Genomic DNA, 13249 nt, shown 5'->3' on the forward strand with positions numbered 1-13249 from the left:
CAAGAAGGAGTATTCCCATGTTGAAAGGCAACCTCGCCGGACTGATGAAGCAAGCGCAGCAAATGCAGGAAAACATGAAGAAGATGCAGGAGCAGCTTGCGCAGATCGAAGTCGAAGGGCAGTCGGGTGCCGGGCTCGTCAAGGTGACGATGACCTGCCGCAACGAAGTGCGTCGCGTGGCGATCGACCCGAGCCTCCTCGCGGACGACAAGGACATGCTCGAGGATCTGGTCGCGGCAGCGTTCAACGATGCCGTGCGCAAGGCCGAGGCGACGTCGCAGGAAAAGATGAGCGGCATGACGTCCGGCCTGCCGCTGCCCCCGGGCTTCAAGCTGCCGTTCTGAGCGCAGCGTCCGTTTAGTCCGATCAGCTCGTTCTGCTTTCAGCCGCCGTATGAAACAGCCGTCCGCCCTGTCCGCCCTCGTCGAAGCGTTGCGCGTATTGCCCGGCGTCGGGCCGAAATCCGCGCAGCGCATGGCGTACCACCTGATGCAGCACGATCGGGAGGGCGCGGAGCGGCTCGGCCGGTCGCTGCTGTTCGCGACCGAGCACCTGCAGCACTGCGAGAAGTGCAATACGTTCACGGAAGCGCAGATCTGCGAGGTGTGCAGCGACGAGGAGCGTGATCCGACGTTGCTGTGCGTCGTCGAGACACCGGCCGACCAGATCATGCTCGAGCAGACGATGACGTATCGCGGGCTGTATTTCGTGCTGATGGGGCGGCTGAGCCCGCTCGACGGAATCGGCCCGAAGGAAATCCATTTCGACCGCCTCGTGCGGCGCGCGTCCGACGGGATCGTCAAGGAGGTCGTGCTTGCGACCAACTTCACGAACGAGGGCGAGGCCACCGCGCACTACCTCGGCCAGACGCTGAAGGCGCGCGGGCTTGCGGTCACGCGCCTCGCGCGTGGCGTGCCGGTGGGCGGCGAGCTCGAATACGTCGACGCGGGCACGATCGCCCGCGCGATGCTCGACCGCCGCACGATGTAAGCCGGGCGCCGCCGGCCGGCGGCGCCGTTCCTCATGTCAGGGAGACACATGAGCGCCAGTCAGGGCCCCCTCGCGGGCGTCAAAGTGCTCGAATTCGGGACGCTGATCGCGGGGCCGTTCGCGTCGCGCCTCTTCGGCGAATTCGGCGCGGAAGTGATCAAGATCGAGGATCCGAACGGCGGCGACCCGCTGCGCAAGTGGCGCAAGCTGCATCCGGAGCAGGGCGGTACGTCGCTGTGGTGGTCGGTCCAGGCCCGCAACAAGAAATCGGTCACCCTCAACCTGAAATCCGATGCCGGCAAGACGATCGCGCGGCAGCTCGCGCGCGAGGCCGACATCGTGATCGAAAACTTCCGCCCGGGCCTGCTCGAGAAGCTCGGGCTCGGCTACGACGTGCTGTCGGCCGACAACCCCGGTCTCGTGATGGTGCGCCTGTCCGGCTACGGGCAGACGGGCCCGTACCGCGACCGGCCGGGTTTCGGCGCGATCGCCGAATCGATGGGCGGGTTGCGCCACATCACCGGCTATCCGGACCTGCCGCCGCCGCGCATCGGCATCTCGATCGGCGACTCGATCGCCGCGCTGCATGGCGTGATCGGCGGGCTGATGGCACTTCACCACCGCAAGGTGAACGGCGGCGCGGGGCAGGTGGTCGACGTCGCGCTGTATGAAGCGGTGTTCAACATGATGGAAAGCGTGGTGCCCGAGTACGGCGTGTACGGGATGGTGCGCGAGCGCACCGGCGCGTCGCTGCCGGGCATCGTGCCGTCGAACACCTACGCGTGCCGCGACGGCAGCATCGTGATCGGCGGCAACAGCGACCCGATCTTCAAGCGGCTGATGAAGGCGATCGAACGCGACGATCTCGCCGGCGATCCGGCGCTTGCACGGAACGACGGCCGCGTGCCGCGCACGCAGGAGATTGACGATGCGATCGCCGCGTGGCTCGCGCCGCGCACGATCGACGAGGCGCTTGCCGTGCTCAACGCGGCGGACGTGCCCGCCGGGCGCATCTACAGCGCCGCCGACATGTTCACCGATCCGCAGTTCGTCGCGCGGCAGATGATCCAGCGCTTCAAACTGGCCGACGGCACCGACATTCCGCTGCCGAACATCACGCCGAAGTTGTCCGACACGCCGGGCGAAACGCGCTGGCTCGGGCCCGAACTCGGCGAGCATACGGACGAGGTGCTGCGCGGCCTCGGCTACGACGCACAGGCGATCGCCGCGCTGCGCGAGGCCGGCGCGATCTGAGTGCCCCAAGGCCGGGCGCTTCGCGTCGGGCTTCCGCGAGGGCGGCCTCTTCCGAGGGGCGGCACGCTTTGGGGCGGGAAACGCCGGGCGGCACAACGTTGTCTCGCGCCCGCGGAACGCCGCCGTGCAATGCGGCGGCGCACCGCGCACGCGTCGTGCATGCAGGCCCGTCCGCAGCCGCCTGACTGTCGCTCTCGCGCCATCTTTCCTCGGTTACAATCGCCGGATGCGAATCCTACTCAGCAACGACGACGGCTATCTCGCCCCCGGTCTCGCCGCGCTCAGCGACGCGCTGCAGCCGCTGGCCGACCTCACGGTGATCGCGCCCGAGCAGAACTGCAGCGGCGCATCGAATTCCCTCACGCTGTCGCGGCCGCTGTCGGTGCAGCGCGCGACGAATACGGGTTTCTTCTACGTGAATGGCACGCCGACCGATTCGGTGCACGTCGCGTTGACGGGGATGGCCGACGCGAGGCCCGACCTCGTCGTGTCCGGGATCAACAACGGCCAGAACATGGGCGAAGACACGCTCTATTCAGGGACCGTTGCGGCCGCCACCGAAGGCATCATGTTCGGCGTACCGGCCATCGCGTTTTCGCTGGCCGAGAAGGGCTGGGCGCATCTGACGGATGCGGCGCGCGTCGCCGCGGAAATCGTCGAACACTATCTCGCGCATCCGCTGCCCGGTCAGCCGCTGCTGAACGTCAATATCCCGAATCTGCCGTATGGGGAACTGAAAGGCTGGCAGGTCACGCGCCTCGGCAAGCGTCACCCGTCCCAGCCGGTGATTCGCCAGACCGACCCGCGCGGCGAGCCGGTCTACTGGATCGGTGCCGCGGGTGCCGCGCTGGACGCGAGCGAAGGCACCGATTTCCACGCCGTCGCAAACGGTTTCGTATCGATCACCCCGCTGCAGCTCGATCTCACGCATACGCAAATGCTGCCCGCAACGCGCGAATGGGTGCGCGCAGGAGGGCGGGCTTCATGAGCGGCGAGCGCGCGAAGCGGTTTCCGCTCGTGCTCGAAGATCTCAAGCGAGCGCCACGCAAATCGGAAGGCCGGGCCGGCGAACGCCATGCGGCGGGCGCGGTGCCGAAGGCCGTCGACAAGTCCACCGCCGTGCTGAAGCCGGTGGCGGTGAAGACGGGCGTCGCCCGCCCGGTGCCGGGCACGACCGCCGCGAAGCCGGCGACCGCGCCGAAACCGACCGCGCTGAAGCCGGCTGCGCCGAGCGTCGCGCCGGCCGGTGCGTTCGCGCTGACGTCGGAACGTGTGCGCGAGCGCATGGTCGAACGCCTGCGGGCGAGCGGCGTGACCGACGCGCGCGTGCTGGATGCGATGGCCGCGGTGCCGCGTCACATGTTCGTGGATCCGGGGCTCGCGACGCAGGCCTATGAGGATGCCGCGCTGCCGATCGGTCACCAGCAAACGATTTCAAAGCCGTCGGTCGTCGCGCGCATGATCGAGCTCGCGATGGCCGGCCGCACGCTCGAGCGCGTCCTCGAGATCGGCACCGGTTGCGGCTACCAGGCCGCGGTGCTGAGTCACGTGGCACGCGACGTGTATTCGATTGAACGCATCAAGCCGCTCTACGAGCGCGCAAAGCTGAACCTGCGGCCGCTGCGCGTGCCGAACATCCGTCTGCATTACGGCGACGGGCGTGTCGGTCTGCCGTCCGCGGGCCCGTTCGACGCGATCGTGATCGCTGCGGCGGGGCTCGACGTGCCACAGGCGCTGCTTGAGCAACTCGCGATCGGCGGGCGGCTCGTCGCGCCTGTCGGCGCGCAGAGCGGGCAGCCTCAGGTGCTCACGCTTGTCGAGCGCGTCGCGCACGCGCAATGGCGGGAGTCACGGCTTGATCGCGTTTTCTTTGTCCCTTTAAAATCCGGAGTGATTTGAAACCGATGAGTATGTTGCGCGCGATGCAAAACAACCGAACCAGGGAACCGCTCACGTTCGCCCAGCGCGCGATCTGTGTGGCTGCGTTCTCCACGCTACTGGCCGCCTGTGCGACGCGGCTCGACAACGCGCCCGTCGTCGACCGCTCCGGAACGCTCGGCACGACCACCGCCGCCCAGCCGGCGGTGCCGCTCGGCCCGCCGCCGCCCGGCTTCTACCGTGTGAAACCGGGCGATACGCTGTACCGGATCGCGCTCGAAAACGGGCAGAACTATCGCGACATCGCCGCGTGGAACAACCTGGCGAACCCGAACCAGATCGAAGTCGACCAACTGCTGCGCGTCGCGCCGCCGGGCGGTGCCGCGGTTGCAGGCTCGCCGGCTGCCGCGCCGATCGCAGGCGCCGCCGTCGCGACCGCACCGCTCAGCAGCGGTCCCGCGACGCCGGCTGCAGGCTCGTCGTCCACGGTCACGCCGCCGGCTGCCGCCGCATCGAGCGATACGGCCGCGGCGCCGAGCGGCCCCGTGACGTTTGCATGGCCCGTGCGCGGCCCGGTACTGAACGGTTTCGACGACGCGAAGAACAAGGGCGTCAATATCGGCGGCACGTCCGGCGAGGCCGTGAAGGCGGCGGCCGACGGCCGCGTCGTCTACTCGGGCAACGGCCTGCGTGGCTACGGCAATCTCATTATCATCAAACACGATGCAACTTACCTCACGGCGTATGCACACAATCGCGCTTTGATGGTAAAAGAGGGGGACGCGGTAACGAAGGGGCAAAAGATCGCCGAGATGGGTAACAGCGATGCCGACCGCGTGATGCTGCATTTCGAGGTTCGCCGGCAGGGTAAACCTGTCGATCCGCTGAAGTATTTGCCGCCTCAATAACCGAGACGACCATGCCGAAATCGAAGCGCCACGAGCCGCAAGCCGAATCTGAGAAGATCAGTCGTGCCACGCAAGCATCGGTGGAGCGAGCTGGCGCTTCGACGGACGACGAAGACGACGTCGCGGAAAACGAACGTGATCTCGAGGCACGCGACGCCGAAGCGGACGGCGACGACGAGCGCGAAGGCCGTGCGGAAGCCGCGCCCGACGTCGACGATTTCCGCGCATTGCTGCAGGCCGAACTCACGGCCGACACGATCCAGCATTACCTGAATCGCATCAGCGTGAAGCCACTCCTGACCGTCGAGGAGGAGCAGCGCTATTCGCGTCTCGCGAAGGCCGGCGAATTCGAGGCGCGGCAGGTGATGATCGAGCGCAACCTGCGTCTCGTCGTCAGCATCGCGAAGGGTTACCTGAACCGCGGCGTGCCGTTGCTCGACCTGATCGAGGAAGGCAACCTCGGCCTGATGCACGCGATCGAGAAATTCGACCCGACGCGCGGCTTTCGTTTCTCGACCTACGCGACGTGGTGGATCCGCCAGAGCATCGAACGGGCGATCATGAACCAGGCGCGCACCGTGCGCCTGCCCGTGCACGTGATCCGCGAACTGAACCAGGTGCTGCGCGCGAAGCGCCACCTCGAAAAGAATTCGATGTCGACGGGCGAGGCGGCCGAGCGCCGCGAAGCCAGCATCGACGACATCGCCTATCTCACCGGCAAGACCGCCGAGGAAGTCACCGACATCCTCGCGCTCAACGAGCACACCGCGTCGCTCGACGCACCGCTCGATCTCGATCCCGCGAGCAGCCTGCTCGACCTGCTGCCCGACGACCAGAGCCAGTCGCCCGACGCCGAGGTGCAGCACCGCGAACTCGAGACGCTCACGCGCGCGTGGCTGTCGCGGCTGTCCGACAAGCATCGGCACGTGATCGAGCGCCGCTTCGGCCTGAACCACATCGAACCGGCCACGCTCGAGGAGCTGGCCGACGAGATGGGGCTCACGCGCGAGCGGGTGCGGCAGATCCAGCAGGAAGCGCTGGTGCGCCTCAAGCGGTTCTTTGCCTCCAACGGCGTGCGCAAGGACGCCGTTCTGTAACTGATGACTCCGATTCTCGTTTTTGACATCGAGACCATTCCCGATGTCGACGGCATTCGCCGTCTGGAAGACCTGCCCGCGACGCTCGACGATGCCGCGGTGGCCGAACATGCGTTCGCCGCGCGCCGCGAAAAGACCGGCAGCGATTTCCTGCCGCATCACCTGCAGCGCATCGCGGCGATTTCCTGCGTGTTCCGCGACAACAATGGTTTTCGCGTGCGCTCGCTGGGCACGCCCCAGGACAACGAGGCGACGCTGGTCCAGTCGTTCTATCGCGTGATCGAGAAATACACGCCGCAGCTCGTGTCGTGGAACGGCGGCGGCTTCGATCTGCCGGTGCTCCATTACCGTGCGCTCGTGCACGGGATCCCCGCGACGCGCTACTGGGATCTGGGCGAGGACGACCGCGAATTCAAGTGGAACAACTACATCTCGCGCTATCACTCGCGACACACCGATCTGATGGACGTGCTCGCGATGTATCAGGCGCGCGCGAATGCGCCGCTCGACGCGCTCGCGAAGCTGTGCGGCTTTCCGGGCAAGCTCGGGATGGACGGCAGCCAGGTGTGGCCCGCGTTCCAGGACGGCCGGATCGAGGAAATCCGCAACTATTGCGAAACCGACGTCGTCAATACTTACCTGCTGTATTGCCGGTTCCAGCTGATGCGCGGCGGCCTGACGCCGAGCGAGTATGCTGACGAGATCCTGCTCGTGAAGAACGCGCTGGCACAGGAGCCCGCGTCGCATTGGGCCGAATACCTGGCCGGTTTCGACGCGTAACGCGGGAGGCTCGCGCCGCGGCAGCGATCAATCGAGTTCGAGCACGATCGGCTGGTGATCCGACGCGCGCACGTCGCCGTCGATCTCGCAGTGCGTGACGCGTGGCAGTAGCGTATCGGTCACGAACACGAAATCGCATGCGAGCGGCCCTTCCGACCATTGCGCCGTGTCGTAGACGCCGGCAGTCGGCGGCGGCGTGCAGCCCGGGTGGCGGGCAATCCACGCATCGACGAACGGCGGCGCGTCGGCGATCGGCGCCAGCATGCGCCGGTACGCATCGCTGCCGAACGCGCTGTTGAAATCGCCGCAGACGATCGCGTCGCACGGCTGGTCGGTCGCGCTGAACGGCCCCGTCGCATTTTCCGCCGGCGCGGGCCGGTCCGCGTGGGCGCAGGCCTCTCGGTGCCGATCGCGCAACGCATCGACCTGCGCGAGTCGCTGGCGCGCCGAATAGTATTCGAGGTGCGTCGTGACGACCCGCAGCGGGCCCGGTGGCGTCACCAGCTCGACGTCGAGTGCGACACGCGGCATCGATGGCGCGCCCGCGTCGGCCGGCCACGGCAGCAGGTGGCGCAGCACGCGCCGGACGGGCAGCCGGGTCGCGATCGCATTGCCGAACTGGCGACGCGGCGCGCCGGGTTCCAGCGCCGGCAGGTCGGCGCCGATCGCGTCGACGATCGCATAGCCGGGCAGCAACGCCGCCAGTTCGGCGAACTGGTCCGGGCCCGGCCGGCCGGGCAGTGCGCCGAAGCCGCGCGTCACTTCTTGCAGGCACAACACGTCGAAGTCGCCAAGCCGGCGGGCGGCGGCGATGGTGCGGGGAAGGTCGACGACGCCGTCCGCGTCCCGACCCCATTGAACGTTCCAGTCGATCAGTCGCATGGTCGAGTCTCCTGCGAGCAGAACTTATGCCGTCCGTGGCCTGGCGAGACGCCGCGCATGCGGGCCGGCGGCAGACCGTGCCTGTATGACGCGGTGCGGTAGGCGCATCCATATCGACGCTTGCGCCACGAAAGCGGGCGATGCGGGCTTTCGTCGTCTACAATCTCGCCTTCTTCAACGTTTTGTCAGGAAAAGCTGGTGTCCGAAGCCGTCCCCACTTCTGCGCGCAAATCGAAAAATGCGCCCGTCGCGCCCGGGCCTGCCCCGGTTCTCGAGATCGAATCGCTCGACATGGAAGCGCGCGGTGTCGGCCGCACGACGACCGAGGACGGCTCGCCGGGCAAGGTCATCTTCGTCGAGGGCGCGCTGCCCGGGGAGCGCGTGACCTATTCGAGCTATCGCCGCAAGCCGAGCTACGAGCAGGCGACCGTCGTCGATATTCTGCGCCCAAGCGTGCTGCGCACGCAGCCGAAGTGCAAATTCTTCGGCACCTGCGGCGGCTGCTCGATGCAGCACCTCGACATGCGTGCGCAGGTGGCGATCAAGCAGCGCGTGCTCGAGGACAACCTGTGGCACCTGTCGAAGCTGCGCGCCGAGACGATGTTCGCGCCGATCCACGGCCCGTCGTGGGGTTACCGCTACCGTGCGCGCCTGACCGTGCGCAACGTCGCGAAGAAGGGCGGCGTGCTCGTCGGATTCCATGAAAAGAAGAGCAGCTATGTCGCCGACATGACGAGCTGCGAAGTGCTGCCGCCGCACGTGTCGGCGATGCTCGTGCCGCTGCGTCGGCTGGTGGAGGGGCTGTCGATCCGTGACCGGATGCCGCAGATCGAGCTCGCGGTCGGTTCGCAAGTCACGGCGCTGGTGCTGCGCGTGCTGGAGCCGATCAATGCGGATGACGAAGCGCTGCTGCGCGCGTTCGCGGACGAGCACAAGGTGCAATTCTGGCTTCAGCCGAAGGGCCCGGACACGGTCGCGCCGTTCTATCCGCTGGACGTGCCGCTCGACTACACGCTGCCGGAGTTCGGCATCCGCATGCCGTTCAAGCCGACCGACTTCACGCAGGTCAACCATCAGATCAACCGCGTGCTGGTGGGCCGCGCGCTGCGCCTGCTCGCGCCGTCGCGCGACGATCGCGTGCTCGACCTGTTCTGCGGGATCGGCAACTTCACGCTGCCGCTCGCGCGGCTGTCCCGCGAGGTGATGGGCATCGAAGGCAGCGAGACGCTGACGACGCGCGCGCTGGCGAATGCGCGCGAGAACGGTGTCGACGGCCACACGACGTTCGCGTGCCGGAACCTGTTCGAGGTGACGGGCGACGACCTTCGTGCGCTCGGCGCGTTCGACAAGTTCCTGATCGACCCGCCGCGCGAAGGCGCGCTCGCGGTGTCGAAGGCGCTGGCCGAAATCGCGCAGAGCGGCGAAGGCCCGCTGCCGAAGCGTATCGTCTACGTGTCGTGCAACCCGTCGACGCTCGCGCGCGACGCGGGCCTGCTCGTGCACGAGGCCGGCTATCGGCTGAAGGGTGCCGGGGTCGTTAACATGTTCCCGAATACGTCGCACGTCGAATCGATCGCGCTGTTCGAGCGCGACTGAGCGGGCGGGCGGTGGACGTAAAAAAACCGGCCCACGAGGCCGGTTTTTTCGGTGTCTAGCGACCGTCAGTTGCGGTTGCCGCCGAAGATGCCGAGCAGCGCGAGCAGGTTCGTGAACACGTTGTACAGATCGAGGTAGATCGCAAGCGTCGCCGAGATGTAGTTCGTCTCGCCGCCGTTCACGACGCGCTGGACGTCGAACAGCATGTAGGCCGAGAAGATCGCGATCGCGAGCACCGACACGGTGAGCATCAGCGCCGGCAGTTGCAGGAAGATGTTCGCGACCGAGGCAAGCAGGATCGCGATCACGCCCATGAACAGCCACTTGCCGAGCCCCGAGAAGTCGCGCTTGCTGACCGTGGCGATCGTCGCCATCGCGGCGAAGATGATGCCGGTGCCCCCGAACGCGAGCATGATCAGCGACGGGCCGTTCGAGAAGCCGAGGATGAAGCTCAGCAGGCGCGACAGCATCAGGCCCATGAAGAACGTGAAGCCGAGCAGCACGAACACGCCGGCCGCGCTGTTTTTCGTCCGCTCGATCGCGAACATGAAGCCGAACGCGATCGCGAAGAACGCCAGCAGGCTCATCATCGGGCTGGTGGCCGCGAACAGCGAGAAGCCCGTCGCGACGCCGACCCATGCCCCCAGCACCGTCGGCACCATCGACAGCGCGAGCAGCCAGTACGTGTTCCGCAGCACGCGATTGCGAACCTCCGCGGTGCTGACGGAGCCGCCGCGGCCGAAATTGTACGGATAGTCGTTCATGGTTTCTCCTAACATTGAACGCGTGGGCGTCCCGGGCCGGTTCGGCGCACGCGGTGTGCGGCGCAGCAAACCGGAGCAGCTATGGCTAAGATACGTTCCGCACCGCTTGGTTTCAATGGCAGGGCGGCGCAAAAACATATGGATTCTGAACCTTTCACTCGTGTAAGGGTTCAATCGCAATGATACACGGGATCGTGCTACAATAGCGGATTCATTTGAACCTGTAACTTCTTAATTTCTTGGAGTTTTTATGGCAATCGAGCGCACCCTGTCGATCATCAAGCCGGATGCGGTGGCAAAGAACGTGATCGGCCAGATCTACAGCCGTTTCGAAGGCGCCGGCCTGAAGATCGTCGCATCGCGCATGGCACACCTGTCGCGTGCTGACGCAGAGAAGTTCTACGCAGTTCACGCAGCACGTCCGTTCTTCAAGGACCTCGTCGATTTCATGATCTCGGGCCCGGTGATGATCCAGGTTCTGGAAGGTGAAGGCGCGATCCTGAAGAACCGCGACCTGATGGGCGCGACGGATCCGAAGAAGGCGGAAAAGGGCACGATCCGCGCCGACTTCGCCGACAGCATCGACGCGAACGCCGTGCACGGCTCGGACGCAGCGGAAACGGCTGCGGTCGAAATCGCGTTCTTCTTCCCGGAAATGAACGTTTACTCGCGCTAAGCCCTGGCTGACAGCAAGTAGGCAGGATTCAGCGCACGCGGCAAGGCAGCACATCATGACGAGCGAAACTTCCGTCAATCTTCTCGACTTCGATGCCGAGGGTCTTGTCGCGTACTGCGGCAGCCTCGGCGAGAAGCCGTTCCGCGCCAAGCAGTTGCAGCGCTGGATCCATCAGTACAACGCTGGCGATTTCGACGGCATGACCGACCTCGCGAAGTCCCTGAGAGAAAAGCTCAAGGGCCGCGCGTCGATCGTGATGCCCGATATCGTCAGCGATCACGTTTCCACCGACGGCACGCGCAAGTGGCTGATCGACGTCGGAAACGGCAATGCGGTCGAAACCGTTTTCATCCCGGAGGAGACGCGCGGCACGTTGTGCGTGTCGTCGCAAGCCGGGTGTGCGGTCAACTGCCGCTTCTGCTCGACGGGCAAGCAGGGCTTCTCCCGCAACCTGTCGACAGCCGAAATCATCGGCCAGCTCCGGATGGCCGAATTTGCGCTGCGTGCGTCGCTCGGTCGCGCGCCCGGTCCGAACGGCAAGGCCGAACGGGTCGTCACCAACGTGGTGATGATGGGCATGGGCGAGCCGCTGCTGAATTACAGCGCGGTCGTGCCCGCGATGCGGCTCATGCTCGACGACAACGCCTACGGCCTGTCGCGCCGCCGCGTCACATTGTCGACGTCCGGCGTGGTGCCGATGATGGACCGCCTCGGCGCCGAACTGCCGGTCGCGCTCGCCGTTTCGCTCCACGCACCGAACGACGCGCTGCGCGACGAACTGGTGCCGCTCAACAAGAAGCATCCGCTTCGCGAGCTGATGGCCGCGTGCCAGCGTTATCTGAAAGTTGCGCCGCGCGACTTCATTACTTTCGAATACTGCATGCTCGACGGCGTCAACGACACCGAAGCGCATGCGCGCGAACTGCTGGCCGTCACGCGCGACGTACCCTGCAAGTTCAATCTGATCCCGTTCAATCCGTTTCCGGAATCGGGCCTCATCCGCTCGAAGCCGGAGCAGATCAAACGTTTCGCACAGGTCCTCATCGACGCGGGTGTCGTCACGACCGTGCGCAAGACGCGCGGCGACGACATTGACGCCGCGTGCGGCCAGCTGGCCGGCGCCGTGAAGGACCGCACGCGCCTCGCGGAGCGAACGGGCGCAGCAGCAAAAATCATCGAAGTTCGGGCGGTTTGACGGGGATGCCCGAACCTTTTGGCGGTACAACACGCGAATAGCGATCGGACGCGGCGCCTCGACGCCGCGCATGATATGGACGGTTGCGGGAGCCGGCGGCGCCCGCCAGTGAAGAAGAATCGACGCGAGGACAAGGATGAGTGAGCCGCAGCCGACAAACGGCGCAGAGATGAATGCCGCGAAGCCGGCGCAGGCAGGGCTTGAAACGCTGGCGGCCGTCGGCAGCCGGCTGGCGGAGCTCCGGGAAGCGAAGGGTTGGACGGTCGACGACGTGTCGGCGCGGCTCAAGGTCGCCCCGCAGAAACTGCGTGCGCTTGAGGCAGGCGACATCAGCCATTTGCCCGGCGTGACGTTCGCGCTCGGCGTCGTGCGCAGCTACGCGAAAATGCTCGGTGTCGATCCCGAGCCGTTTGCACAGGCATTGCGCCGCGAGCGCGGCGTGCCCGAAGTCGATCTGTCGATGCCCGCGTCGTCGGGGACGGATCTGCCGCGCGGCCGCGTATCGATTCCGCTCGGCGGCTCGTCGCGCCATCATCCGTGGCTGTGGGGGACGGCGATCGTTGTCGTCGCGGTGATCGCGGTACTCATGTGGCACACTGGCGGCGATACGTCGAGCTGGCTCGCGCGCTTCAAGAGTGGCGGCGACGCCGAACATGCGTCGGCGGCGAGCGCGTCGGCGGCGTCTTCCGCCGAAGAGGCGGTCGCCGGCGGTGCGTCGACGGCAGTCGGCAACGACGTCCCGGCGCAGGTTGCAGCATCCGCCGCGGCACCGCAGGCTGTTGCGTCGGCTGCTCCGGTTGCTTCGGCTCCGGCCCCGACGGCCGTCGTGCCTGCGTCGCAACCGATCGTCGCGTCGGCAGCGGCGAGCAGCGCGGCCGTGTCGGCGCAGCCCGCGAGCGTCGTGGTGGCGGCAGGCCAGTCCATGGTCGAACTGAAGGTCAAGCAGGATTGCTGGTTCAGCGTGCGCGACAAGAACGGCAAGGAGCTGTTCTCGGCGCTTGTGCGGGCCGGCGAGACGAAGCAGGTCGCCGGCGACGGGCCGTTCAAGGTCACGATCGGCAACAAGGCAGGTCTTGATACGGTCGCGTTCGACGGAAAACCCGTCGATCCGGCGAAATATTCGGCAGCGCGGGGTAACGTGGCGCGGTTCACGCTGCCCTGACGTCAAGCGCCGTGACGCAGGCCTGTCCTGGACAGGCCGCGAGGGCACGGCGCTTTTTCAATTCATG

Annotated in this window: 14 protein-coding genes; 12 read left to right on the plus strand and 2 right to left on the minus strand. The window is 66.4% G+C overall.

Annotated elements, in window-relative coordinates:
* Nucleotides 1-17 precede the first annotated feature (17 nt).
* From WS66_RS20305 to WS66_RS20340, 8 genes are all read left to right on the plus strand, one after another.
* Entirely contained in the window at nucleotides 18-344 is a 327-nt protein-coding gene (locus WS66_RS20305; RefSeq protein ID WP_006755698.1) for a YbaB/EbfC family nucleoid-associated protein, read from the plus strand.
* A gap of 49 nt (nucleotides 345-393) precedes the next feature.
* Entirely contained in the window at nucleotides 394-990 is a 597-nt protein-coding gene (gene recR / locus WS66_RS20310) for a recombination mediator RecR (protein WP_014896897.1), read from the plus strand.
* A 48-nt stretch (nucleotides 991-1038) separates the two neighbouring features.
* Nucleotides 1039-2244 carry a CaiB/BaiF CoA transferase family protein gene (locus WS66_RS20315; RefSeq protein WP_059604355.1) on the plus strand — a complete coding sequence of 402 codons (1206 nt, stop codon included), beginning with the start codon at nucleotides 1039-1041 and terminating at the stop codon, nucleotides 2242-2244.
* 226 nt (nucleotides 2245-2470) lie between these two features.
* Nucleotides 2471-3232, plus strand: a complete 762-nt coding sequence (surE, locus tag WS66_RS20320; protein WP_059604358.1) for a 5'/3'-nucleotidase SurE — start codon at nucleotides 2471-2473, stop codon at nucleotides 3230-3232.
* A complete protein-coding gene (locus tag WS66_RS20325; protein WP_059604362.1) occupies nucleotides 3229-4143 on the plus strand; it encodes a protein-L-isoaspartate(D-aspartate) O-methyltransferase in 915 nt (304 codons plus the stop codon). The genes surE and WS66_RS20325 overlap by 4 nt, the downstream gene beginning before the upstream one ends.
* Before the next feature lie 5 nt (nucleotides 4144-4148).
* Complete coding sequence (locus WS66_RS20330; protein WP_059604364.1) at nucleotides 4149-5030, plus strand: peptidoglycan DD-metalloendopeptidase family protein; 882 nt, start codon at nucleotides 4149-4151, stop codon at nucleotides 5028-5030.
* A gap of 11 nt (nucleotides 5031-5041) precedes the next feature.
* Nucleotides 5042-6127 carry an RNA polymerase sigma factor RpoS gene (gene rpoS / locus WS66_RS20335; RefSeq protein WP_059604367.1) on the plus strand — a complete coding sequence of 362 codons (1086 nt, stop codon included), beginning with the start codon at nucleotides 5042-5044 and terminating at the stop codon, nucleotides 6125-6127.
* Between the two features lie 3 nt (nucleotides 6128-6130).
* Nucleotides 6131-6907, plus strand: coding sequence for a 3'-5' exonuclease (locus tag WS66_RS20340; protein WP_059604370.1), 777 nt, complete (start codon nucleotides 6131-6133; stop codon nucleotides 6905-6907).
* A gap of 27 nt (nucleotides 6908-6934) precedes the next feature.
* On the opposite strand, the gene WS66_RS20345 is transcribed toward WS66_RS20340, so the two are convergent.
* Nucleotides 6935-7789, minus strand: a complete 855-nt coding sequence (locus WS66_RS20345; protein ID WP_059604373.1) for an endonuclease/exonuclease/phosphatase family protein — start codon at nucleotides 7787-7789, stop codon at nucleotides 6935-6937.
* Nucleotides 7790-7987: 198 nt separating this feature from the next.
* Between WS66_RS20345 and rlmD the strand changes: the two genes are divergently transcribed.
* Nucleotides 7988-9385 (plus strand): 23S rRNA (uracil(1939)-C(5))-methyltransferase RlmD, encoded by a 1398-nt coding sequence (rlmD, locus tag WS66_RS20350; protein ID WP_082728989.1) that lies wholly within the window; start codon nucleotides 7988-7990, stop codon nucleotides 9383-9385.
* A gap of 65 nt (nucleotides 9386-9450) precedes the next feature.
* Here the strand turns inward: rlmD and WS66_RS20355 are convergent, their stop codons facing one another.
* A complete protein-coding gene (locus WS66_RS20355; RefSeq protein WP_059604379.1) occupies nucleotides 9451-10149 on the minus strand; it encodes a Bax inhibitor-1/YccA family protein in 699 nt (232 codons plus the stop codon).
* Between the two features lie 250 nt (nucleotides 10150-10399).
* Here WS66_RS20355 and ndk point away from each other — a divergent pair, with 250 nt between their 5' ends.
* The 3 genes from ndk (at nucleotide 10400) to WS66_RS20370 (ending at nucleotide 13182) form a co-directional block, all read left to right on the plus strand.
* On the plus strand, nucleotides 10400-10825 hold the full coding sequence (gene ndk, locus WS66_RS20360; protein ID WP_006478674.1) for a nucleoside-diphosphate kinase: 426 nt from the start codon (nucleotides 10400-10402) through the stop codon (nucleotides 10823-10825).
* 55 nt (nucleotides 10826-10880) lie between these two features.
* Nucleotides 10881-12020 (plus strand): 23S rRNA (adenine(2503)-C(2))-methyltransferase RlmN, encoded by a 1140-nt coding sequence (gene rlmN / locus WS66_RS20365; protein WP_014896906.1) that lies wholly within the window; start codon nucleotides 10881-10883, stop codon nucleotides 12018-12020.
* Nucleotides 12021-12156: 136 nt separating this feature from the next.
* A complete protein-coding gene (locus WS66_RS20370) occupies nucleotides 12157-13182 on the plus strand; it encodes a helix-turn-helix domain-containing protein (RefSeq protein WP_059604382.1) in 1026 nt (341 codons plus the stop codon).
* The last annotated feature ends 67 nt before the right edge of the window (nucleotides 13183-13249 follow it).

It is taken from the genome of Burkholderia sp. LA-2-3-30-S1-D2 (genome assembly GCF_001523915.2).
In the GTDB taxonomy this organism is placed as follows: domain Bacteria; phylum Pseudomonadota; class Gammaproteobacteria; order Burkholderiales; family Burkholderiaceae; genus Burkholderia; species Burkholderia diffusa.

What these genes read in the sequence shown, in the direction of transcription:
- WS66_RS20325 (WP_059604362.1), top strand. Translation starts at nt 3,229, where the DNA reads ATGAGCGGCGAGCGCGCGAAGCGGTTTCCGCTCGTGCTCGAAGATCTC.
- WS66_RS20330 (WP_059604364.1), top strand. Translation starts at nt 4,149, where the DNA reads ATGAGTATGTTGCGCGCGATGCAAAACAACCGAACCAGGGAACCGCTC.
- recR (WP_014896897.1), top strand. Translation starts at nt 394, where the DNA reads ATGAAACAGCCGTCCGCCCTGTCCGCCCTCGTCGAAGCGTTGCGCGTA.
- surE (WP_059604358.1), top strand. Translation starts at nt 2,471, where the DNA reads ATGCGAATCCTACTCAGCAACGACGACGGCTATCTCGCCCCCGGTCTC.
- rlmN (WP_014896906.1), top strand. Translation starts at nt 10,881, where the DNA reads ATGACGAGCGAAACTTCCGTCAATCTTCTCGACTTCGATGCCGAGGGT.
- WS66_RS20345 (WP_059604373.1), bottom strand. Translation starts at nt 7,789, where the DNA reads ATGCGACTGATCGACTGGAACGTTCAATGGGGTCGGGACGCGGACGGC.
- rpoS (WP_059604367.1), top strand. Translation starts at nt 5,042, where the DNA reads ATGCCGAAATCGAAGCGCCACGAGCCGCAAGCCGAATCTGAGAAGATC.
- WS66_RS20340 (WP_059604370.1), top strand. Translation starts at nt 6,131, where the DNA reads ATGACTCCGATTCTCGTTTTTGACATCGAGACCATTCCCGATGTCGAC.
- ndk (WP_006478674.1), top strand. Translation starts at nt 10,400, where the DNA reads ATGGCAATCGAGCGCACCCTGTCGATCATCAAGCCGGATGCGGTGGCA.
- WS66_RS20355 (WP_059604379.1), bottom strand. Translation starts at nt 10,149, where the DNA reads ATGAACGACTATCCGTACAATTTCGGCCGCGGCGGCTCCGTCAGCACC.
- WS66_RS20315 (WP_059604355.1), top strand. Translation starts at nt 1,039, where the DNA reads ATGAGCGCCAGTCAGGGCCCCCTCGCGGGCGTCAAAGTGCTCGAATTC.
- WS66_RS20370 (WP_059604382.1), top strand. Translation starts at nt 12,157, where the DNA reads ATGAGTGAGCCGCAGCCGACAAACGGCGCAGAGATGAATGCCGCGAAG.
- WS66_RS20305 (WP_006755698.1), top strand. Translation starts at nt 18, where the DNA reads ATGTTGAAAGGCAACCTCGCCGGACTGATGAAGCAAGCGCAGCAAATG.